The 21,671-nt window shown below is 64.5% G+C and carries 18 protein-coding genes; 6 read left to right on the plus strand and 12 right to left on the minus strand.

The window, feature by feature from the left end; genetic code table 11:
- The first annotated feature begins 99 nt into the window (after positions 1-99).
- Entirely contained in the window at positions 100-1,935 is a 1,836-nt protein-coding gene (locus tag JN280_RS32730) for an AsmA family protein (protein ID WP_202308410.1), read from the plus strand.
- A gap of 167 nt (positions 1,936-2,102) precedes the next feature.
- Here the strand turns inward: JN280_RS32730 and JN280_RS32735 are convergent, their stop codons facing one another.
- The 8 genes from JN280_RS32735 to JN280_RS32770 form a co-directional block, all read right to left on the minus strand.
- A complete protein-coding gene (locus JN280_RS32735) occupies positions 2,103-2,921 on the minus strand; it encodes an ABC transporter permease (RefSeq protein WP_202308412.1) in 819 nt (272 codons plus the stop codon).
- On the minus strand, positions 2,918-3,886 hold the full coding sequence (locus tag JN280_RS32740; protein ID WP_202308414.1) for an ABC transporter permease subunit: 969 nt from the start codon (positions 3,884-3,886) through the stop codon (positions 2,918-2,920). The genes JN280_RS32735 and JN280_RS32740 overlap by 4 nt, the downstream gene beginning before the upstream one ends.
- Positions 3,887-3,896: 10 nt before the next feature.
- Entirely contained in the window at positions 3,897-5,039 is a 1,143-nt protein-coding gene (locus JN280_RS32745; RefSeq protein ID WP_202308416.1) for an ABC transporter ATP-binding protein, read from the minus strand.
- A gap of 81 nt (positions 5,040-5,120) precedes the next feature.
- A complete protein-coding gene (locus tag JN280_RS32750; RefSeq protein WP_202308418.1) occupies positions 5,121-6,218 on the minus strand; it encodes a polyamine ABC transporter substrate-binding protein in 1,098 nt (365 codons plus the stop codon).
- A 119-nt stretch (positions 6,219-6,337) separates the two neighbouring features.
- Positions 6,338-7,684, minus strand: a complete 1,347-nt coding sequence (locus tag JN280_RS32755; protein ID WP_244743658.1) for a glutamine synthetase family protein — start codon at positions 7,682-7,684, stop codon at positions 6,338-6,340.
- A 177-nt stretch (positions 7,685-7,861) separates the two neighbouring features.
- Positions 7,862-8,806, minus strand: coding sequence for a DMT family transporter (locus tag JN280_RS32760; RefSeq protein ID WP_202308420.1), 945 nt, complete (start codon positions 8,804-8,806; stop codon positions 7,862-7,864).
- 167 nt (positions 8,807-8,973) lie between these two features.
- Positions 8,974-9,873: a DUF2167 domain-containing protein gene (locus JN280_RS32765; RefSeq protein ID WP_202308422.1), complete on the minus strand. Its 900-nt coding sequence runs from the start codon at positions 9,871-9,873 to the stop codon at positions 8,974-8,976.
- A gap of 207 nt (positions 9,874-10,080) precedes the next feature.
- The gene (locus tag JN280_RS32770; RefSeq protein WP_202308424.1) at positions 10,081-11,520 is read right to left on the minus strand and encodes a helix-turn-helix domain-containing protein; all 1,440 of its coding nucleotides are present in this window, start codon (positions 11,518-11,520) and stop codon (positions 10,081-10,083) included.
- Between the two features lie 242 nt (positions 11,521-11,762).
- Here JN280_RS32770 and aceA point away from each other — a divergent pair, with 242 nt between their 5' ends.
- From aceA to JN280_RS32795, 5 genes are all read left to right on the plus strand, one after another.
- Positions 11,763-13,052, plus strand: a complete 1,290-nt coding sequence (aceA, locus tag JN280_RS32775) for an isocitrate lyase (protein ID WP_202308426.1) — start codon at positions 11,763-11,765, stop codon at positions 13,050-13,052.
- 103 nt (positions 13,053-13,155) lie between these two features.
- Positions 13,156-13,398 (plus strand): SMc00767 family acetate metabolism repressor, encoded by a 243-nt coding sequence (locus JN280_RS32780; protein ID WP_202308428.1) that lies wholly within the window; start codon positions 13,156-13,158, stop codon positions 13,396-13,398.
- A gap of 334 nt (positions 13,399-13,732) precedes the next feature.
- A complete protein-coding gene (locus JN280_RS32785) occupies positions 13,733-14,185 on the plus strand; it encodes a response regulator (protein ID WP_244742418.1) in 453 nt (150 codons plus the stop codon).
- Positions 14,186-14,368: 183 nt separating this feature from the next.
- Complete coding sequence (locus JN280_RS32790; RefSeq protein ID WP_202308430.1) at positions 14,369-15,802, plus strand: glutamine synthetase family protein; 1,434 nt, start codon at positions 14,369-14,371, stop codon at positions 15,800-15,802.
- A 96-nt stretch (positions 15,803-15,898) separates the two neighbouring features.
- The gene (locus JN280_RS32795) at positions 15,899-17,191 is read left to right on the plus strand and encodes an NAD(P)/FAD-dependent oxidoreductase (RefSeq protein WP_202308432.1); all 1,293 of its coding nucleotides are present in this window, start codon (positions 15,899-15,901) and stop codon (positions 17,189-17,191) included.
- A gap of 194 nt (positions 17,192-17,385) precedes the next feature.
- Here JN280_RS32795 and JN280_RS32800 read toward each other — a convergent pair whose 3' ends face one another.
- The 4 genes from JN280_RS32800 to JN280_RS32815 all read right to left on the minus strand — a co-directional run bounded on the left by JN280_RS32800 (position 17,386) and on the right by JN280_RS32815 (position 21,497).
- A complete protein-coding gene (locus tag JN280_RS32800) occupies positions 17,386-17,952 on the minus strand; it encodes a sugar O-acetyltransferase (RefSeq protein WP_202308434.1) in 567 nt (188 codons plus the stop codon).
- Between the two features lie 2 nt (positions 17,953-17,954).
- The gene (locus JN280_RS32805) at positions 17,955-19,079 is read right to left on the minus strand and encodes a beta-ketoacyl-ACP synthase III (RefSeq protein ID WP_202308436.1); all 1,125 of its coding nucleotides are present in this window, start codon (positions 19,077-19,079) and stop codon (positions 17,955-17,957) included.
- A 116-nt stretch (positions 19,080-19,195) separates the two neighbouring features.
- On the minus strand, positions 19,196-19,945 hold the full coding sequence (locus tag JN280_RS32810; protein WP_202308438.1) for an SDR family oxidoreductase: 750 nt from the start codon (positions 19,943-19,945) through the stop codon (positions 19,196-19,198).
- A 76-nt stretch (positions 19,946-20,021) separates the two neighbouring features.
- Positions 20,022-21,497, minus strand: a complete 1,476-nt coding sequence (locus JN280_RS32815) for an aldehyde dehydrogenase family protein (RefSeq protein ID WP_202308440.1) — start codon at positions 21,495-21,497, stop codon at positions 20,022-20,024.
- Positions 21,498-21,671 lie beyond the last annotated feature (174 nt).

Here is a 21,671-nt window from a genome sequence, read left to right on the forward strand (position 1 = left end):
GGGCAGAGACTTGAAAAGCCACGATGCTGCTTTAAACCCTGCATGCAAGTGAATCGCAGCCGGCATTGGCCGGCGATCCGGTTCGGAGCGTCAGGACGGATGCCATCAAGTCTGGTCAGGAAGGGCATCTGGGCGGCCGCAGCAATTGCCGTCGCCGCTTTTCTCATCCTGGCTGCCCTGCCATTCATCGCCTCTACCCAGATCGTGCGCGACCGAATCGCGATCGAGATGAGCGCATGGAGCGGCTACCGGGTCGAACTGGGTGCCGGCCCCGATATCGAGTTCTGGCCGTTCCGGGCCATTCTCGACAATGTCACTCTGTCGGGCTGGAGCGATCCGTCGCGCAAGCCAGTGATCGTGGCCGAGCGTGTCGAGGTCGAGCTTTCGGCCCTGGCCGCGCTGCGCGGCGACATCGTCTTCTCCGGCGCCCGGCTGATCCGCCCGACATTGAGGCTGGCGCCCGTGCGCGGCAAACTCCTGCTGCCGGCCTCGCCCGGCGGCGGACGGATTGCCCGCTCGGTGGAGATCGCGCGCGCCGTCGTCGGCGCGAACCCGGCCGCGCCTGACGTTACGGCACTGCCCAGAGACCCCTTCGGCAATGTCGATTTCGTGGACGGCCGCGTCATCGTGGCGCGCGGCGATGTCGACGAGGAGGTGGTCACGGGTATTTCGGGCAATGTGAACTGGCCGGCGCTCGATCGCCGAGGCTCGCTTTCGGCCACGGGCATCTGGCGCGGCGAGAGCGTGGCCATCGACGTCAGCACGCCGAAACCGCTGATCCTGTTCGCCGGCGGACCCGCCCCGCTCACGCTCAAGCTCAAGGCAGCGCCGGCCAATCTGAGCTTCGACGGCACGGCCAACCTTTCCGGCGACACCTTCTTCGACGGACCCGTCACTTTCTCGTCGCCTTCGCTGCGGCGCATGCTGGAATGGTCGACGGCGAACACGGCGCCCGGGCCGGCCATCGGCGCGCTCGCTGTGTCGGGAGACGTCTCCGGCAACGCGCAGAGGATCAAGCTGGCGGACGCCGATGTTGTGCTCGACGAGAATCCGGGCATGGGCGTACTCGACGTCTCCTTCACCGACGCCGTCCCGACGATTTCAGGATCGCTCGCCTTCGACGCGCTGGATCTGCGTTCCCTCCTCACGGCCTTCACACCGCTGGATCCGGTAAACGCAACGGTCGACGAAATCGACACCGCTTTCGCCGACCGCTTCAACCTCGATCTACGGCTGTCGGCCACCAGCGCCAATGCCGGCGTTATCAAGCTCGCGGAGGTCGCCGCTTCCGCCCAGATCAAACCGGGACTGGCCGCCTTCGACATCTCGGATGCGCGCGCCTTCGGCGGCACGATCCAGACCAGCATCCGGCTCGATCGCCAGCCCGGCAACAATCTGGTCGAAGCACGGCTGCTCGCCACCGATATCGACGGCGCCATGCTGGCGGCTGCGAGCCAGACGGCCAGCGTGGTACCCAGCGGGCGCGGCACCGTCTCCATTATCCTGAAAGGGCCGGGCAAGAGCTGGGGTGACCTGCTCAAGACCGGGGATGGATCGATCACCGCCAGCTTCGGTCAGGGAACGATCTCCAACTTCAGCATCTCCGCCTTTCTCGAACGTCTCAAGAAAGGGGACTTCTTCGCCCTAAGCGAGGTGACGAAAGGCACTTTGCCGGTGACGTCGGTCGAACTCAAGGCGACGATCGCAAAGGGCATGGCGCGTATCGAACGTGCCGAAGCCAAGGCCGGCCCTCAGACCGTCACGCTTGCCGGCGTCGTCCCCACGATCGGTGGCGGGCTTGCGCTGTCCGGGACGGTCGCGACGGCGGCCCAGGACGCCAATATGCCGCCATCGCTGGCCGGCTTCTTCGTCGGCGGCTCGTGGCTCTTCCCCTTTATTGCCCCTGCCCATCAGGGCATCTCGATCGCCGAATAGGCTCTCTCGACCGTACCTGCGGACAATGGTGGTCGGCTTCTGCTGCCCGCAGCCTCACGGCGTACCGTTTAAGCCACTGTCCCGCGAGAAGGTCCACAGCAGTTTCCGGCGGCGCTTTTCATCGTACTGTCGGCGACGATGAAACCGCGTCCCGTCAAACCGCCTGCCTATCCCCGCTGCGCGGCCTGCTCGTCGCGCTGGCGCTGGACTTCGCGGCGCTTGTTGACGATGGAGGCGATGATCACGCCCGTGGCGACGATGGCGATCAGGATCGTGCAGACCGCGTTGATCTCCGGCGTCACGCCGAGCCGAACCTGGCTGTAGATCTTCATGGGAAGCGTGGTCGCTCCGGGTCCGGAAGTAAAATTGGCGATCACCAGATCATCCAGCGACAAGGTGAAGGCGAGCATCCAGCCCGAGACGATGGCCGGCAGGATCACCGGAAGCGTGACCTGGAAGAACGTCCTGACCGGCGTCGCGCCGAGGTCCATGGCCGCCTCTTCCAACGCCCGGTCGAAGCTGATCAGCCGCGACTGGACGACCACGGTCACGAAGCACATGGTGAAGGTGATGTGGGCGAGCGTTACCGTGAGGAATCCGCGGTCGAGTCCGGCGGCCACGAAGAACAGCAGCAGTGACAGGCCGGTGATGACCTCGGGCATGACCAGCGGCGCATAGACCATGCCAGAGAAAAGCAGTCGTCCGCGAAAGCGCGTGTAGCGGGTGAGCGCGATCGCCGCCAGCGTGCCGAGCACGGTGGCGACGGTGGCCGCGATCAGCGCGACGCGGATCGTCACCCAGGCGGCATCGATGATCGCCTGGTTCGACATGAGCGATACGTACCATTTGGTCGAGAACCCGCCCCAGACCGTGACCAGCTTCGATTCGTTAAAGGAAAACACGACGAGCAGAACGATCGGCAGATAGAGGAAGGCGAAGCCCAGGACGAGCGAGGCGATGTTGAAGCGCGACAATGTGGCGTTCATCGTCCCGCCTCCTGCGCCTTGGCCTGGGCGTTCTGGAAGTAGACGATGGGCACGACCAGAAGCAGCAGCAGGACCACCGCCACCGCCGAGGACAGCGGCCAGTCGCGGTTGGCCGAGAACTCGTTCCACAAGGTGCGGCCGATCATCAGCGTCTGCGAGCCTCCGAGCAGGTCGGGAATGACGAACTCGCCGACGGCCGGGATGAAGACCAGCAGGCAGCCTGCCACGATGCCGGGAACGGCGAGCGGAAAGGTGATCTTCCAGAAGGCGGAGACCGGCCGGCAGCCGAGATCCTGCGCGGCCTCGATCAGCGAATGGTCCATCTTCTCCAGCGTCGCGTAGAGCGGCAGGATCATGAAGGGCAGGTAGGAATAAACGATGCCGATGATGATCGCCGTATTGGTGTTCATGATCTGCAGCGGCTGATCGATGATGCCGAGCGCCTGTAGGAACTGGTTGAGCAGGCCTTCCGGCTTGAGGATGCCGATCCAGGCATAGACGCGGATGAGGAAGCTCGTCCAGAACGGCAGGATGACGAGCATCATCAGCGTCGGACGCAGCGACGCCGGCGCGCGCGCCATCGCATAGGCGATCGGAAATGCCACGACCAGCGTCACGAAGGTCGAGATCGCCGCGATGATGACGCTGGAGATGTAGGCGTTGCGATAGAGCGGGTCTTCAAACAGGAAGACATAGTTGTCGAGGCTGAACTCGCGAAACTGGCCGAACAGCCCTGAGATACCTTCCGACAAATCGAGCACCGGCGTGTAGGGCGGCATCGCGATCGCGGTCGTCGACAGCGAAATCTTGAAGACGATCACGAAGGGGACGAGGAAGAAGACAATCAGCCACAGATAAGGGACGAGGATGACGAGCCGGCTCGTCACGGCGGAGACCGCCGCCGACACGCCTCCCGAGGGCGCGGCGGTTCCGATGTCGTTTTCGGTAACGGCTGCGTTCGACATGGCCGTCCTCCTATCGCGTCAGCACGACGCCGGAATCGGGCCGGAACGAGATCCAGGCCCGATCGCTCCAGGTCAGCGGATCTTCCGTCACACGCTGGCTGTTCAGCGCGGAGGCGGTGACCATCTGTCCGTCGGCGAGCCTGACGTGATAGATCGTCATGTCGCCGAGATAGGCGATGTCGTAGATCTCGCCTTCGGCGGCATTGGCGACGACGTCATCGGGCCGGCGCGAGGAAACCATGATCTTCTCCGGGCGCACCGCATAGGAGACCTTCGTACCGGGCTGCGCGTCGCCCGGATTGCGGGTGCGGATCGCCAGCCCGTTCGCCCCTTCTATGCTGGCGCCGTCGGCGTCGCGATCGGTGATGGTTCCGTCGAACATGTTGATGTTGCCGACGAAATTGGCGACGAAACGCGACTTCGGCGCCTCGTAGATCTCGGCCGGCGTCGCCACCTGCATCACCTCGCCCTTGTCGAGGATGGCGATGCGGTCGGCCATGGTCATGGCCTCCTCCTGGTCATGGGTGACGACGATGAAGGTGAGGCCGAGATTCTGCTGCAGGTCCATCAGCTCGAACTGCGTCTCCTCGCGCAGCTTCTTGTCCAGCGCGCCGAGCGGCTCGTCGAGCAGCAGCACCTTCGGCCGCTTGGCCACCGATCGCGCCAGCGCCACCCGCTGCCGCTGGCCGCCGGAGAGCTGGTGCGGCTTGCGCTTGGCGAACTGCTCGAGCTTGACCAGCCTGAGCATCTCCGCGACCCGCTTGGCGATATCGGCAGACGGCATGCCCTCCTGCTTCAGGCCGAAGGCGATGTTGGCTTCGACGGTCATATGCGGGAAGAGCGCATAGGACTGGAACATCATGTTCACCGGCCGCCGGTAAGGCGGAATGCCGCGCAGGTCCTGTCCGTCCAGAAGGATGCGGCCGCCGGTGGGCTCCTCGAAGCCGGCCAGCATGCGCAACAGCGTCGATTTCCCGCAACCGGAAGCGCCCAAAAGGGCGAAGAACTCCCGCTCGTAGACGGCGAGCGACAGGTTGTTGACGGCTGTGAAGTCGCCGAACTTCTTGGTGACGTTTTCGAAGGAGATGTAGGGCTTGGCGGCCGGGTCTGCCCAGGGGGCGAAGCTCCTGCGAATGCTGCCGAGTGACTGCATGTTCCCTGTCCCCCTTGTGTCCGCCGAAGAACGTGGTCCGCGAAGAAAACCCCGGCAGCGGCGCTGCCGGGGTTCGTTGCCTTACTGCCCGGTCACGATCCTGGTCCAGGTGCGCGTGACAAGGCGCTGGGTCTTGGGGTCGTAGGGGGATACGGTGAACAGCTTCTGGAGCATGGCCGCGTCGGGATAGATGGCCGGATCGTCGAGGATGTCCTTCTCGATGAACTCCTGCGAGGCCTTGTTGCCGTTCGCGAAGTAGGTGAAGTTGGAAGCCTTGGCCACCACTTCCGGTTTCATGATGAAGTTGAGGAAGGCGTGGGCTTCCTCGACATGCGGCGCATCGGCCGGTATCGCCATCTGGTCGAACCACATCTCCGCGCCTTCGTTCGGCACGACATAGTCGACGACCACGCCCTGGTCGGCTTCGGCGGCGCGGTCACGCGCCTGGAAGACGTCGCCCGACCAGCCGACGGCCAGGCAGATATCGCCGTTTGCGAGCGCGTTGATGTACTCGGACGAATGGAACTTGCGGATATAGGGCCGGATCTTCAGCATCGCCTCTTCGGCCTTGGCGAAATCGTCGGCTGATGTGGTTTCGGGATCGATTCCCATGAACTTGAAGAGGGTCGGCAAGATGTCGCTGGGGGAATCCAGCACATAGACGCCGCAATCGGCGAGCTTGGAGAGCTTGTCGGGATCGAAGACGACGTCCCAGCTGTCGATCTTGTCGATCCCCAGCGCGTCCTTCACCTTCCTGGTGTTGTAGCCGATGCCGACCGTGCCCCACATGTAGTTGATCGAATATTCATTGCCCGGGTCGTATTTGGCCGTCCGCTCCGACACCACGTCCCACATGTTGGAGAGGTTCGGAAGCTTCGACTTGTCGAGCTTCTGGAAGACGCCGGCCTGGATCTGCCGCGCCAGGAAGTTGCCGGTCGGCACGACGACGTCATATCCAGAGCCGCCCGCCAGCAGCTTCGTCTCGAGCACCTCGTTGGAATCGAAGACGTCATAGACGACCTTGATGCCGGTTTCCTTGGTGAAGTCTTCAAGCACCGAGGCATCGATATAGTCGGACCAGTTGTAGACGTTGACGACCTTTTCCTGCGCGCCGGCCTGCAACGGCAGAAGTGCTGCGGCCACGGCCACAGCTGAAAGGCTGATCGCCTTGCGGATCATGGAAATCTCCTCTGTTTTGCCCCTCCCCGGCCGCGCATTGGGTCCTTCGCAGCCGGGTGTATCGTTTCGAAGCCTATTGGCCTTTGTCGGATGCGACAAGCGCCCTGGCGGCCCAAAAATCAAAGATAGGTCGTGCGCTCGAGCGGCGTGATCTCGCCCCAGAAGGCGAGGATCTCCGCCCGCTTGAGGTCGCGATAGACCTTGGCGAGCAGCGGGCCGAGCGCCCGGTCGACGAAGCTGCTCTTCTCCATGAGCTGGAGCGCATCGTCCATGTCGTCGGGCAGGAACGGCCCGTCGTCGTCATAGGCGTTGCCCTCGACCGGCGGCGGCGGAACGTCGCCGTTCTCGATGCCCTCGACCATGCCCTGGATGAGCGCGGCCATCACCAGATAGGGGTTGGCATCGGCGCCGGCGATACGGTGCTCGACACGCCGGTTCTCGTCGTTGGACACGGGAATGCGCAGCGCCACCGAGCGGTTGTTTTCCGCCCACACGGCACGCGTCGGCGCATAGGAGCCGGGCGTGATGCGACGAAAGCCGTTCCAGGTGTTGATGAACAGAAGCAGCGATTCCGGCATGGTTTTGAGCAGGCCCGCCACCGCAGATTCCAGGGTCTTGCGGCCGGTCTTGGCGCCGAAGATGTTCTTGCCGTCCCGGTCGAGGATCGAGGCATGCACATGCATGCCGTTGCCGGCATATTCGAGGAAGGGCTTGGCCATGAAGGTCGCCGTCAGCCCATGGGCGCGGGCGCAGCCGAGCACGATGCGGCGTAGCATGATGACGTCGTCGGCGGCGCGCAGCGGGTCGGCCCGGTGCTTCAGATTGACCTCGAACTGGCCCGGTGCGGCCTCCTTGATGATCGTGTCGATTGGCAGCTTCTGCGCGTCCGCCGCATCGCGGATCATGTCGAAGAGCTCGGCATGCTCGGCCAGGTCGTCGAGCCCGTACATGCGCAGCCTGTCCGGTCCGGCGGTGGCGCCGACCGGTCCGGGCATGCCGTCGGTCCATTCGATCTCGGGATCGAGCAGGTAGAATTCCAGCTCGAAGGCGACCACGGGGAAGAACCCTTTCGCCTGAACCTCGGCCACCTTGCGCTTCAGCACCTGGCGCGAATCGGCCATGAAGGGCTCGCCTTCGGGAGAAAACGTCTGCAACAGCACCTGCGCGGTCTTGCGCTTGGCCCAGGGCACAACCGAGAGCGATCCGCGCGTGGCCCGGCAGTAGCCGTCCTTGTCGCCGGTCTCGATATGCAGCCCGGTCTCGGTGACCTCGCGGCCCCAGACGTCGAGGCCGTGCAGCGACATGGGAAAATTGACGCCTTCCTGGAAGGCTTTCTTCAGCGCGTCGCCCGGCGCCCACTTGCCGCGCATCACGCCGTTGGGGTCGACGAGCAGGAACTCGACGGCCTCGACGTCAGGGTGTTTTTCGATGAATTCGGTATATTCCGCTTCGTGATCGGCCGAGATGAACTTCGAGGCCCTGGATTTTGCGGAAGGATTGGGGTCGTCTGGGGCTTTCGCCGCGGCGAGAGGACGATTTACGCGCTTTGCTCCGGCTTCCAGTGCGCCGGCGTTTTCAATTGGCAAGATATACCTGTATGGTTGTTGGCAATGCCATAAGCTGCCCGTTCCGCCCCGATTTTGTCAATGGGGAGCAGGCATCGCCGTCGCTTGCGATCGCGCCTGCCGCCGGAACTCCATACCGATATGGACGAGCAGCGCGGCGAACACCACGGCACCGCCGACGATGGTCCGCGCGGACGGCACCTCGCCATGGATCAGCCAGACCCAGACCGGGCCGAAGATCGTTTCGAAGGTGCTGAGCAGGGCGGCGAACGCCGCCGGTATCAGCCGGGCGCCGGTAGCGAACATGGCGAGCCCGAGGCCGAGATTGATCGCGCCGAAGGCGAAGAGGAACCCCATATCGCGCGCCGAGACCGCGAAGCCCTCCGCCTGGCTCGCGGCGAAGAGCCCGGCGAAGACGGCGCCGAGGCAGGTGGCCGGCGTCATGCGGACATGGGCGAAACGCCGTGTGATCACGGTGGCGAGCGCGAAGACGACGGCGATCAGCAAAGCGAGCGCTCCGCCGATCGGCGAAACGTCGCCGGAGAGCGATTCCGAGACCATGATGGCGACGCCCGCAATGACGGCCGCAATCGCCACCCAGGTCGCGACAGACACCCTCTCGCGGAACAGCACCCATGCGAAGAGCGCCGCGATCAACGGCACGCCGGCCTGCATCAGCAAGACATTGGCGACCGTCGTATAGGTGAGCGCCACGACAAAGCAGCTCGACGCCGTACCGAAGCAGACGGCAACCGCCAGGCCGGGCCAACTCATGCCGCGGAAGAGCTGCATCGTCCCCCTGATACCGTCGCGCCACAGCATGAAGCCCACCAGGAAGGCGGCCGCCCAGAGGGAACGCCAGAACACGACGGTCCAGCTGTCGTTGCCATCGACGAACCGCGCGATCGCCCCGCCGAAACTCCAGGTCAGGGCCGACAGGAACACCAGCAGCAGGCCGAGACGCTCCTCGGTCCGCGAGACCGGGGCGAGGGTCGTGCCGATCACGGTTGACTGTTCGCTCATCGTAGATGGGGCCGGTTGGACATCGCTTCGCGCAAGCGACGCCATGCCCTACTCAAATCGGCGCGATCTGGCGAGGTCCAGCGTTTGCCGCGTGTTGTGGCACCGGCCTGGCAGGACGTTACGGCCCGTTGTCCCAAGCCGGTCGCCGACGTCTTCCTTGCCGGCATCTACGAGGACGCGGACTTGCCCCGGATGACGCGCCAGATCCAAAGCAGGGGTACGAGCAGAAACACCCCGAACTTCTTGAGGAATACAAGAGCGACAGCGACGAGGCCGGTCTTGATCGCGGCTTTGCCGGCAATCAGCCCACCCACCCCGACTGCCGCTACAGTGTCGGCGCCGGGCACATAGTCTGAATAGCGTTTCCCTTCCGCGAAACTGGGCAGCGCCAAAACCTCGTCGAGGCTCTGCTTGATCTCGGGCAATTGTCCCATCCCGGCGATGTAGCCCATGATGAATACGCCTTCGCGCCCGAGAAAACGCACATCGTAATTGAGCGTCTTCTCGACATCGTCACCGAACTGCAATTCGCGTGCCCAATGCAGCCGCTTGTTGGCCGAGTCGTAAACCGGCGGCGATGCCCAACCAAGCAAGGTGATCGCCGGGAAACCATCCTTGACCCGCGCTTCGTTGGCGGCGGCCATTTCCGCCTTCATATCTCTCAGCAGTTCGTCATAGTCGATCGAGGCGGCATCGGTGTCGTCCACATAACCGATCTTGTCCATTTCGAGCTTGATACCCCAGCTCCTTTCGCCGAGCGGGTCGTGCTGGATCGGGAAGACCATACCGAGCGTTCCGACGGCTGCGGTCGGCGGATTTCCCCACATTTCGGTCAATACGTAGACCGCGTCCTCACGGTCGAGATAATAGAACTTGCCTCTCAGATCGAGGCGGACACCGTCAGGCAGCTCGACAAGCCCCGTCTTCGGCTCGATATTGTCGAGCAGCCGTCGCCCCTGTGCGTTATATTCGCCGTATGTCGCAAAAAACTCTGCAGACTTTTCTGCCTTGGCCGATCCGTTCCACAGAAATATTGCGACGCAGAACAGAATTCCTGCTATTTTCAAGACAGCCTCCCGAATTCGATCAAGAAATATACGTCACGGCCGGACAACCCGCAATCCATGATTGTGACATAGTATTTACGCAACCACTATCGTCGGGATCGCTGGCACCCGTCACTTCCATGGCCGCCGACAGTCGCAGCCAACGGTCTTGCAGCCGACACGGCGTCGGCCTCCGGACGGATCGAACGTGCCGTCGGTTCGACCAGGCTACTGAAAATCGAAGGCGCTCAGTCCCGTCACCATCTCATCCAGCCCCAGCGGGCGCGTCACCGGCGGCTCGGCGCGGGCGAGGCAGCCCGACCGTTCGCAGAGCCGGCAGGCCGGCCCCACGGGCGTCGAGGGCACCTGGCCCGCCCGGCCGCCGGCGAGACCGGGAAGGGCTGTGCCATAGACGATCTCGTCCCGGAACCCGATGTCGCAGCCGAGGAGCAGGGCTGTGCGGCGCGGCCGTTCGTTGAAGGCGCCCTGCGGCCCTTCGAGCGTGCGGGCGACCGTCAGGAACTCCGCCCCGTCAGGCATCTCGACCGCCTCAACGAAGATCTGCCCCGGCTGAGCGAACGCGGCATGGACCGACAGTTTCGGGCACCCGCCCCCGAAGCGGCTCTGGGGGAATCCCTGCGCGCCGGCCTTGCGGAATCGATGGCCGGCATTGTCGACCTCGAGCATGAAGAACGGCACGCCTGCCGCCCCCGGGCGCTGCAGCATGGTGAGCCGGTTCGCCGCCTGCTCGAAGGAGACGCCGAAGCGCGAGCGCAAGACGTCGATGTCGTAGCGCGCGCGAACGGCCGCTGCCTGGAAGGCGGCATAAGGCATCATCAGCGCATGCGCGGCATAGCGCCCAAGCTCGAAGCGGGCGAGCCGGCGCGCCTCGTCCGACGACAGTTTCAGCGCCTCGAGCTCGCCGGCCACGACGACCGTCATGCGGATGAGGCTCGCCTCCATCGCCACCTCGCGCAACTGGTCGAAAGGCGACAGGCGCTCCGACAGGAAGAGGCGCTGCGAGTGCCTGTCGTAGCGGCGGCGCCAGTTGGGCATGGTGGCGACGGGCAGCACCCGCACGACGATACCATATTCGCGTTTCAGCCAGGTTTTCAGCGCACCATAGAGGTCGTCGCCGGGGTCGAGCAGCGCGGTGAAAGCCTCGGCCTCCTCCTCGATATTGGCGAAATGGTTCGGGCGCCGCTCGAAGACCTCATGCACCTCGTCGATCGGCAGCCGCGCCGCCGACAGCGCGGTCGCCCTGCCCTCCCGCGCCAGCAACTCGGATAGGTCCGTCAGGCGTTCGGCCTGCTCGCGATAGGCGCGGAACAGCTTGATCACGCCAGCGGCCGCATTGGGCGCGGCCTCGGCGATCTCGACCAGCTCCTGGTCGCCCGGCAGCTCTCCGGAAAGCAACGGATCGGAGAAAACCTCCTTCAAAGCGGCGATCGAGCCGCGCGCCTCGCCCTGCAGTTCCTCCGGCTCGACCTTGTAGACCGAGGCGAGCTTCAGGATGAGCTGCACCGTCAGCGGCCGCTGGTTGCGCTCGATGAGGTTGAGATAGGAGGGCGAGATGCCCAAACCCTCCGCCATGGCCGTCTGGGTGAGGCCCTTGGCGTTGCGAATGCGACGGATGCGGGGACCCGCGAAGATTTTCTGGTCGGCCATCGGCTTTACAAGAACTTTACAGGCCCGGCCTCGCGCTGCCGGCTCGTTGATTTTTACATGATTTACAAATTTACAGATCGAGCTCGTCAAAGGCAATACAGGATGACCCGAATTGTCGGCCAGAATTCGCGAAATTCCTCGCTTCTTTTGCACCGCAATGTAAATGAAGTCACAGGACAAGCGGCCGCAGGACGGCAGTCACGGCCGCACTCCTTTGACAGAATATGGACTGGAGAGAACCCATGACCGATTTTTACAATCTCGTCCCCTCCGCGCCCGAAGGCCGGTTCGACGGCATCGAGCGCCCCTATTCGCCTGAGGACGTGAAGCGGCTGCGCGGGTCGGTCCAGATCAAGTACAGCCTCGCCGAGATGGGTGCGAACCGGCTGTGGAAGCTCATCCATGAAGAGGATTTCGTCAACGCGCTGGGCGCGCTGTCCGGCAACCAGGCGATGCAGATGGTCCGCGCCGGGCTGAAGGCGATCTATCTGTCGGGCTGGCAGGTGGCCGCCGACGCCAACACGGCTTCGGCCATGTATCCCGACCAGTCGCTTTATCCGGCCAATGCCGCGCCGGAACTGGCCAAGCGCATCAACCGGACGCTGCAGCGCGCCGACCAGATCGAGACGCAGGAAGGCAAGGGCCTGTCGGTCGACACCTGGTTCGCTCCGATCGTCGCAGACGCCGAGGCCGGCTTCGGCGGTCCGCTCAACGCTTTCGAGATTATGAAGGCCTTCATCGAGGCTGGCGCGGCCGGCGTCCACTACGAGGACCAGCTCGCTTCGGAGAAGAAGTGCGGCCATCTCGGCGGCAAGGTGCTGATCCCGACCGCGGCGCATATCCGCAACCTGAATGCGGCGCGTCTGGCTGCCGACGTGATGGGCGTGCCGACACTGGTCATTGCCCGCACCGACGCGGAAGCGGCGAAGCTGCTTACATCAGACATCGACGAACGCGACCAGCCCTTCGTCGACTACAAGGCGGGCCGCACCGTCGAGGGCTTCTACCAGGTCAAGAACGGGCTCGAGCCCTGCATCGCCCGCGCCGTCGCCTATGCGCCGCATGCGGACCTGATCTGGTGCGAGACCTCCAAGCCGGATCTCGAGCAGGCGAAGCGTTTCGCCGAGGGCGTGCGCAAGCATCACCCCGACCAGCTCCTGGCCTACAACTGCTCGCCTTCGTTCAACTGGAAGAAAAACCTGGACGACGCGACGATCGCCAAGTTCCAGCGCGAGCTGGGCGCGATGGGCTACAAGTTCCAGTTCATCACGCTCGCCGGCTTCCACCAGCTGAACTACGGCATGTTCGAGCTCGCCCGCGGCTACAAGTCGCGTCAGATGGCGGCCTATTCGGAGCTGCAGGAGGCCGAATTCGCCGCCGAGGCGAACGGCTATACCGCGACCAAGCATCAGCGCGAGGTCGGCACCGGCTACTTCGACGCCGTGTCGATGGCCATCACCGGCGGCCAGTCGTCGACGACCGCCATGCATGAATCGACCGAGCACGACCAGTTCAAGCCGGCGGCGGAATAAGATCGCAATCGACAGCGGGGCGGCGCTCGCCGGCGCCCCGCCTCCGCCGGCACTGAACGAGAGACGCCCGGAAGGGCACGACAAGCATCCGAGGAGAACAGCAATGGCAACCAGAACCCGCGTCAAGGAACGGGCCGAAGAACAGGCCACCACGATGAGCGCCGACCAGCAGGCGGCCATCCGCATCGTCGCCAACGACCTGCACCGGCTGAACCAGGCGGTGATGAAGGCGGTGGATGCCGGCGTTTCGGTCGAACTCGTCCGCTCCGCCCGCCATCACGGAGGCAACGGAAACTGGGGCGACCTGCTGATCCCCGTCATCGTGACGCAGCAGAGCCACGGCTGAGCGCCACCTCCATAGCCGTCTGCGGGCACCGGAAAGAGCGGGTGCCGGAAAATCGACGACCCGGCTCCATCTCGGTGACCGGGTCGTCTTCTTTTGGCCGCACCGGACGGCAATGTCGCCTGCCGTCCGCCCGCAAGGCTCGTCTCCGGGGGAAGGGCGCCTCGGAATGCTACGAAAGTTGCACGAAGAACGCCTGCATATGTCTGAGAGGCGCAGGTACAGTGGCATTGTTCTACGACTTAATACTTTCTTCTTGACTTGGCGGCGCAGATGGCGTCTAGGTGTGGTCAATCCTCAACCGTACATTGAACACCCAACGATCGGTTGCATTGTCATGCTGCATTCACGTCCCGGGCCGGATGCCGGCGAGGACACGAACGCCGGTCCGGCTCCCGACGACAGCGTGAATTTCTCGCTGGTGCTTGTCGTCGGCAGATCGCAGATCAATTGCGTCGTCGTGTCCAAGATCGTCGAGCGCTCAGGCCTCAAGGCCGTTTCCGAGATTCCGGATTCGGCTCCGCAAGCCCTGGCCAAGTTGAAACCGGGTGTCGTCATTCTCGATGGCGGCGCCGATAACTGCGACTGTGACGCGGCGCTCGCGCACATTGCGGAGCGACGGCGCGCATTCGCCGGAAGCGTGCCCTGCGTCATCCTGTTGTCGACGCGCGGCGTCAGTTCCGAGCAGTTGCCGCACGGCCGCTCGGTGGACGCCATCGTCGCCAAGCCCTTCACGCCTGAGTCTCTGCAGCCGGTGGTCGACCGGCTGCTGCGGCGAGCTCGGGGATAGGCACTGGTCCGGAGGCCCGTACATGCCGGAAGCGCTCAGCGCTTACAGTGCCGACATTTCTTGCCTCCGGCCTGCAGTCGCGCAGAGTAACGCCGGCGCGGCCGTGCGACATTTTTGAGTACCCCTTCCATTTCGTTCGAGGCCACGGCTATACTTGCGCATCCGAAACCTTTCTGGTGATTGATGCCGCCTGCAAAAAAGGAAGCCCGACCGTCAAACCGTGTGGGGCGCGCGCGCACGCCTCAATTTGTGAAGAACCTGCGCGGAGTGAAGAATTGGAAGGAGGCCGCAGTCTGGCTCGAATGGCGCGGCATCGAAGACATCGAATGCATCACGCCTGACCAGGCCGGTGTCGCCCGCGGCAAGATGATGCCGTCGAAGAAGTTCACTTCCAACACCTCCCTGGCATTGCCCTCGGCGCCGTTCATGATGACCATCTCGGGCGACTATCCCGAAGACGGCAACGGCTTCTCCTATCCCGAGGACGACGGCGACCTGAAGCTCGTGCCCGATCTCTCCACGCTCTCGGTCGTGCCCTGGGAGGAAGACCCGACGGCGCAGGTGATCTGCGACCTCGTCCACCAGGACGGGCGCTCCGTCGAGTTCACGCCCCGCAACGTGCTGAAGCGCATCGTCGCGGCCTATGCCGACGACGGGCTGCGACCGGTGGTTGCACCCGAAATCGAGTTTTATCTCGTGCGCAAGAACCCGGATCCGGATTATCCGCTGGTGCCGCCGGTCGGCCGTTCCGGACGTGCCATCGGCGGCGGCGCCGGCTATTCGATCGCGGGCGTCAACGAGTTCGACGAACTCATCGACGACATCTACCATTTCTCGGAAAGCCAGGGGCTGGAGATCGACACGCTTATCCATGAGGAAGGCGCCGGCCAGCTCGAGATCAATCTGCGCCACGGCGATCCGATCGAGCTCGCGGACCAGGTCTTCATGTTCAAGCGCACGATCCGCGAGGCGGCGCTGAAGCACGACACCTACGCGACCTTCATGGCGAAGCCCATCCAGGGCCAGCCGGGCTCGGCCATGCACATCCATCAGTCGGTGCTCGACCGCAAGACCGGCAGGAACATCTTCAAGGAAGAGGACGGCAAAGAGAGCGAGGCCTTCTTCCACTTCATCGGCGGCATGCAGAAACATGTGCCGAACGCGCTCGTGATGTTCGCGCCTTATGTGAACTCCTACCGTCGGCTGACGCAGGCCGCCTCGGCGCCGGTCAACACCAAATGGGGCTACGACAACCGCACGACCGCCTTCCGGGTGCCGCGCTCCGATCCATCGGCCCGGCGCGTCGAGAACCGCATCCCCTCCTCCGATGCCAACCCCTACCTGGCGCTCGCCGCTTCGCTCGCCTGCGGCCTCATCGGCATGCGCAACAAGCTGAAGCCCGACGCCCCCGTCGGCACCACGGTCAACGAAGACGAGATCGACCTGCCGCGCGGACTGCTCGAGGCCGTCGATCTGTTCGAGAGCGACCAGGACCTGCGCGCGATCCTCGGCGAGCCCTTCGCGTCGACCTACGCGGCGATCAAGCGCGCGGAATTCGAGACCTTCATGGAAGTGATCAGCCCGTGGGAGCGTGAATATCTGTTGTTGAACGTGTGACGAGCGAATAGCGAGTAGCCAGTAGCGAATAGGGTTCGCTGCTTCTCTCGCCCCGCTCCTCCCCTATTCGCTATTCGCTACTAACTATTCGCTCGAATGACATTACCCTACCAATCCCCCATCTCACCCGGCTACTCCTGGTACGAGGACACCGCCGGCCCGCGCCCGCAACATCCCCGGCTCGACGGTGACCGTACCGCCGATGTCGTGATCGTCGGCGGAGGCTTCACCGGTCTTTCGGCCGCAGCGCATCTCGCCAAGGCCGGCACCAACGTGGTGCTGATCGAGGCGCATCGTTTCGGCGACGGCGCCTCCGGCCGCAACGGCGGGCAGCTCGGCACCGGCCAGCGCGCCTGGGCCGAGGAGCTCGAGACCGAATACGGCTTCACCCGCGCCAAGGCACTGTTCGACATCGCGGAAGAGGCCAAGGCGCATCTGCTCGAATTCTCGGCGGCCAACGGCATCGATATCGACTACATGCCCGGCCAGATGTCTCTGGCGCATAAGAAGCGCTATCTCGACGACTATCGCCGGCACGCCGAGATCATGGCGACGCGTTTCTCCTATCCGCATATCAGCTACATGGATGCCGACGAAACCGCCCGGCGGCTGGGCTCGGCGCACTATTTCGGCGGTACCCGCGACACGGGCACCGGCCATATCCATCCGATGAAGCTCGTCATCGGCACGGCGCGGGTCGCGGCCGAAGCCGGTGCCGCGCTGTTCGAGCAGACGAAGGCGACCGGGATAACCGCCAACGGCGGGAAGGTGATCGTCGCCACGCCGACCGGGACGATCACCGCCGCCAAGGGCCTGATCGCGGTCAATGCCTATGGCGGGCTGCTCGAGCCGGTGAGCGCGACGCATGTGATGCCGATCGGCTCCTTCATCGGCGCGACCGTGCCGCTCGGATCCGACAGCCCGGTGCTGCCCGGCGGCGAGGCCGTCGACGATTCCCGCTTCGTGGTGCGCTATTTCCGCAAGTCCAGGGAGGGGCGGCTGTTGTTCGGCGGACGCGAGATCTACACCGTCAACGACCCCAAGGACATCCACATCCATATCCGCAAGCAGATCGCCGAGATCTATCCGGCGCTCAAGGACGTCGAGATCACTCATGGCTGGGGCGGCTTCGTCGGCATCACCGTGCCGCGCAAGCCGTTCGTGCGCGAGGTCATGCCGAACGTGATCTCGGCCGGCGGCTATTCCGGCCACGGCGTCATGCTGTCGAACTTCATGGGCAAGCTCTATGCCGAGACCGTGTCGGGCAATCGCGACCGGCTGAAGCTGTTCGAGGAACTGAAGATACCCGCTTTTCCCGGTGGGCGCCGCTTCCGCTCGCCGCTGCTCTTCCTCGCCCTCAACTGGTTCGCGCTGCGCGACAGGATCTGATCGGCCGCAATCGCCGGCGCGGCCCATCCGGGCCGCTTGGCTTTCGCGCCACCGCATCGGCCCGAAAATCGTAGCCGATTTTCGGAGAGCGCGATGCGGCACTTGATAGTGGCAGAGCGTCCTTTGCGCGTCCAAGGGGACGCGCGGCGCTCTGACGGACCTGGGCCGCGCAGGCGGCCGCTCCAGCGGTCGGCTCACCGATCGCTCGTATCTTGCAGCGGCAGCGCCGGATTGCCGACGACCGTTACACCGGCGGGCACGTCTTTCGTCACTACCGATCCGGCGCCGATGATGGCGCCGTCGCCGATCGTGATGCCGGGCAGCACAATCGCGCCGCCGCCGATCCAGACATTCTCACCGATCGTCACTGGTCGGGCGATTTCCAGGCCGGCCGCGCGCAGGCCCGCGTCCTTGTGGTGCTCGGCGCAATAGATCTGCACGGCCGGGCCGAACATGGTCGAAGCCCCGATCCGCACCCGCCCCGTATCGAGGATGGTACAGCCGGCATTCATATAGACCTTGTCGCCAAGTTCGATATTGACGCCATAGGCGCAATGGAACGGCGCCTCGATGCGCACATCCTTCCCCATCGCGGCGAACAGGCCGGCAAGCGCCGGGCCGACATTGCCGCGCCGGCCAGGCGGCAGGCTGTTGTGTTCGTGCACGGCCTCATAGGCGCGTTCGCGCATTCGCTCGAGTTCGGGGTCGATGCAGCAATACCACTCGCCTGCCGCCATCTTCGCCCGTTCGCTGCCTCCCAATCCTAAGTCCTCCTGACGATCACGCTGCCGGCCGAATAGCCCGCGCCGAATGAGCAGATGACGCCGAGGCTGCCGGCGGGAAGATCGTCCGAGAATTTCGAGAAGGCGATGATTGAGCCGGCCGACGAGGTGTTCGCATAGTCCTGGAGCACATTGGGCTGCTCCTCCCGGCTGGGCTGGCGGCCGAGCACCTTTTCGCCGATCAGGTCGTTCATGGCCTTGTTGGCCTGATGCAGCCACAGCCGCTTGAGATCGGCGGGTGAGATGCCGGCATCGGCCAGGTGGCCGAGCATCAGCTCGGCGACCATCGGCACCACCTGCTTGAAGACCTTGCGGCCTTCCTGGCGGAATTGCATGTCGCGGCGGTCGACCATGTGGCCTTCGCGGGTGCGCCTGAGGAAGCCGTTGTTGTTGCGGATATTGTTGGAGAACTCGGTCAGGCAGCGGGTCGAGAGGATTTCGTAGGCGACATCGGACGCCGTCTCCTCGGCGCGCTGCATGACGACGGCGGTGCAGACGTCCCCGAAGATGAAGTGGCAGTCGCGATCGCGCCATTCCTGGTGACCGGAGGTGATCTCGGGATTGACCATCAGGATGGCGCGGGCCGAGCCGCAGCGGATCATGTCGGCGGCGAGTTGCATACCGAAGGTCGCCGACGAGCAGGCGACATTCATGTCGAAGGCGAAGCCCTTGATGCCGAGCGCCTGCTGCACCTCGATGGCGATCGCCGGATAGGCGCGCTCGTGGTTGGAGGCCGCGCAGATGACGGCGCCTATATCCGCCGCCGTCAATCCCGCCTTGCGCATCGCCTCATCCGCCGCCTTGACCGAGATCTCGGCCATGATCGACAGCTCCTCGTCGGCCCGTTCCGGCAGCAGCGGATGCATGACGCCGGGATCGAGGATGCCGAATTTGCTCATCGCATGGCGGCGCTCGATGCCCGATGCCTTGACGATGAACTCTTCCGACGACATCGGCATCGGCTCTCGCTCGCCGGCCGCGATGGCTTCGGCATGGAGCGTGTTCTGGCGATGCGCATATTCATTGTAGGACGCCACCAGCTCGGCATTGGTGATGACGTCCTGCGGCGTGAAGACGCCGGTTCCAGTGATGGCGACCCTGTGCATGGCGTTTCCGTGATTTTCTTGTTCTCGAGCCATGCAATAGGGCGGGCCGGCGGCCGGTCAAGCTGAATCGGCGCGCGGTCCGGCGAGCGCCGATTTCCGAAGGGTCAGAGATGGCCTCAAATGCAGCGGCCGCCGTCGACCTCCAGCGCCACGCCGGTGATGAAGGCCGCCTCGTCGGAGGCGAGCCAGAGTGCGGCGTTGGCGATGTCGAGCGGCGTGGACAGGCGCCCGAGCGGGATCGACGCACGGAACTGCGCGCGCTTCTCGGGCGTGTCCTCGCCCATGAACTGGGCAAGCATTCCCGTCTCGCCGGCCACCGGACACAGGCAGTTGACGCGGATGTTCTTCGGCGCGAGTTCGACCGCCATCGACTTGGATGCGGTGATCGCCCAGCCCTTGGAGGCGTTGTACCAGGTCAGCCCCGGCCGCGGCCGCAGGCCGGCGGTCGACGCGGTGGTGATGATCACCCCGCCTCCCTGGCGCTCCATGATCGGCACCACGGCCTGGGTGGAGTAATAGATCGCCTTCATGTTGACGGCGGCGATAAGGTCGAAGGTCGCCTCGTCGACGCCGAGCATGTCGCCGTTGCGGTGCGTGTAGCCGGCATTGTTGACCATCACGTCGACGCGGCCGAAGGCGCTACTGGCGGCATAGACCATGGCATCGACCTCGGAGCGCTGCGACACGTCTGTCGTGACCGCGATCGCCGCGGCGCCGATCTCGGCAGCGACCCTCTCCGCCCCCTTGGCGTTGAGGTCGGCGACGACCACCCTGGCGCCCTCCTCGGCAAAGCGTTTCGCCATGCCCTCTCCGAATCCGGAAGCCGCCCCGGTGACGATAGCCACCTTGTCCTTCAAACGTGCCATTACGATTCCTTTTCCTTTCCTGCGGCGTCGGCGGGGACCCGCGGCTGCAAAAAGCCGATCCTGTCGACCGTTGGTCTTATCCGTGATTGAAGACGATCGTCTTGGTCGCCGACATGTCGTAGAGCGCCTCGAAGCCCTTCTCCCGGCCGTGACCCGACTTCTTGAAGCCGCCGAAGGGAAGCTCGATGCCGCCGCCGGCGCCGTAGCCGTTGACGAAGACCTGGCCGGCGCGCACGCGCTTGGCGACACGGTGCTGGCGTGCGCCGTCCTTCGTCCAGACGCCGGCGACGAGACCGAATTCCGTGCCGTTGGCCAGGGCCACCGCCTCCTGCTCTCCGTCGAAGGGAAACAGCGTCAGCACCGGGCCGAACACCTCGTCCTGCGCGATCACGGCTTCCGGATCGACCGATCCGAACAGGACAGGCGCCTGATAGTAGCCGCTTTCGGGCGCATCGGCCGCGACGCTTCCCTTCGCCAGGACCGGGATGCCCGCCTCCTCGGCCACCGCAACCATGCCGGCCACACGTTCGCGCTGTTTGCTGTTGATCAGAGCGCCGAGGTCGAGATCCGCCTCGTGCGGTCCCGCTACCAGCTTCGAAAAGCGTTCGGCCAAGCCTGCCGCAACCTTGTCATAGACGGGCCGCTCGACGAGCACCCGGCTTCCGGCCGAGCAGGTCTGGCCGCCGTTCTGGATGATGGCGTTGACCAGCACCGGCAGGGCCGCGTCGATATCGGCATCGGCGAAGACGATCTGCGGCGACTTGCCGCCAAGCTCCATGGTCACGCCGCGATTGTTGACTGCCGCCGCCTGCTGGATCGCGGTGCCGGTCAGCGGCGAACCGGTGAAGGTGACATAGTCGACAAGCGGATGGCCCGAAAGCGCTGCGCCGGCCGCGCGGCCATAGCCGGTGACGACGTTGAAGACGCCTTCGGGAATGCCCGCTTCCAGCGCAAGCTCGGCGATGCGTATGGCGCTCAGGGAGGCATCCTCGGCCGGCTTGGCGACAAGCGTGTTGCCCATGGCGAGGGCGGCTCCGGCGACACGCGCCAGGATCTGCAGGGGATAGTTCCAAGGGATGATGCCGGCCACGACGCCATGCGGCTCGCGCAGGGTCAGCGCCGTGTAGCCTTCAAGGAAGGGGATCGTGTCACCATGGATCTTGTCGCCGGCCCCGCCGTAGAATTCGTAGTAGCGCATGGTGGCGACCACGTCGGCCTTGCCCTGGCGGACCGGCTTGCCGGTGTCGCGCGATTCCAGCGCCCCCAGTTCTGCCCCATGCTTCTCGATCAGCTGGAACAATCGCGTCAGGCAGCGGCCACGCTCGACGGCCGGCATGCGGCTCCACGGGCCGTCGTCGAAAGCACGGCGTGCCGCCTTGACCGCGCGGTCGACATCGGCCGCGCCGGACGCCGGGATGGAGGCGAACACCTTGCCGTCGGAGGGCGATACGACGTCGATGCGCTCGCCCGACAGCGAATCGACAGGCTTGCCGTCGACGATCTGCATGAAGGCGCGGTCCTGAGCGACCGTCGTCGAAAGATGTGCTCCCATGGCGCTTCTCCTTTGGTTTTGCAGCGCTGCGGGCTATGCTGCACCTGCGAAGGGACTGACCCAACTAGGGCATCCACAGATCGCCCGGGAAGGTCCAGTGTCAAGCTCGAAGATGTGACACCATGGCACTAGCTTCTTTAAATCGATTAGAATATATGGCGTCGGCGATGGCCG

Source organism: Mesorhizobium sp. L-8-10 (assembly GCF_016756635.1).
Lineage (GTDB): Bacteria > Pseudomonadota > Alphaproteobacteria > Rhizobiales > Rhizobiaceae.

Coding starts and splice junctions, on each gene's coding strand:
- JN280_RS32790 (WP_202308430.1), top strand. CDS start 14,369: ATGCCGCCTGCAAAAAAGGAAGCCCGACCGTCAAACCGTGTGGGGCGC.
- JN280_RS32735 (WP_202308412.1), bottom strand. CDS start 2,921: ATGAACGCCACATTGTCGCGCTTCAACATCGCCTCGCTCGTCCTGGGC.
- JN280_RS32730 (WP_202308410.1), top strand. CDS start 100: ATGCCATCAAGTCTGGTCAGGAAGGGCATCTGGGCGGCCGCAGCAATT.
- JN280_RS32815 (WP_202308440.1), bottom strand. CDS start 21,497: ATGGGAGCACATCTTTCGACGACGGTCGCTCAGGACCGCGCCTTCATG.
- JN280_RS32795 (WP_202308432.1), top strand. CDS start 15,899: ATGACATTACCCTACCAATCCCCCATCTCACCCGGCTACTCCTGGTAC.
- aceA (WP_202308426.1), top strand. CDS start 11,763: ATGACCGATTTTTACAATCTCGTCCCCTCCGCGCCCGAAGGCCGGTTC.
- JN280_RS32805 (WP_202308436.1), bottom strand. CDS start 19,079: ATGCACAGGGTCGCCATCACTGGAACCGGCGTCTTCACGCCGCAGGAC.
- JN280_RS32770 (WP_202308424.1), bottom strand. CDS start 11,520: ATGGCCGACCAGAAAATCTTCGCGGGTCCCCGCATCCGTCGCATTCGC.
- JN280_RS32745 (WP_202308416.1), bottom strand. CDS start 5,039: ATGCAGTCACTCGGCAGCATTCGCAGGAGCTTCGCCCCCTGGGCAGAC.
- JN280_RS32785 (WP_244742418.1), top strand. CDS start 13,733: ATGCTGCATTCACGTCCCGGGCCGGATGCCGGCGAGGACACGAACGCC.
- JN280_RS32810 (WP_202308438.1), bottom strand. CDS start 19,945: ATGGCACGTTTGAAGGACAAGGTGGCTATCGTCACCGGGGCGGCTTCC.
- JN280_RS32780 (WP_202308428.1), top strand. CDS start 13,156: ATGGCAACCAGAACCCGCGTCAAGGAACGGGCCGAAGAACAGGCCACC.
- JN280_RS32760 (WP_202308420.1), bottom strand. CDS start 8,806: ATGAGCGAACAGTCAACCGTGATCGGCACGACCCTCGCCCCGGTCTCG.
- JN280_RS32750 (WP_202308418.1), bottom strand. CDS start 6,218: ATGATCCGCAAGGCGATCAGCCTTTCAGCTGTGGCCGTGGCCGCAGCA.
- JN280_RS32740 (WP_202308414.1), bottom strand. CDS start 3,886: ATGTCGAACGCAGCCGTTACCGAAAACGACATCGGAACCGCCGCGCCC.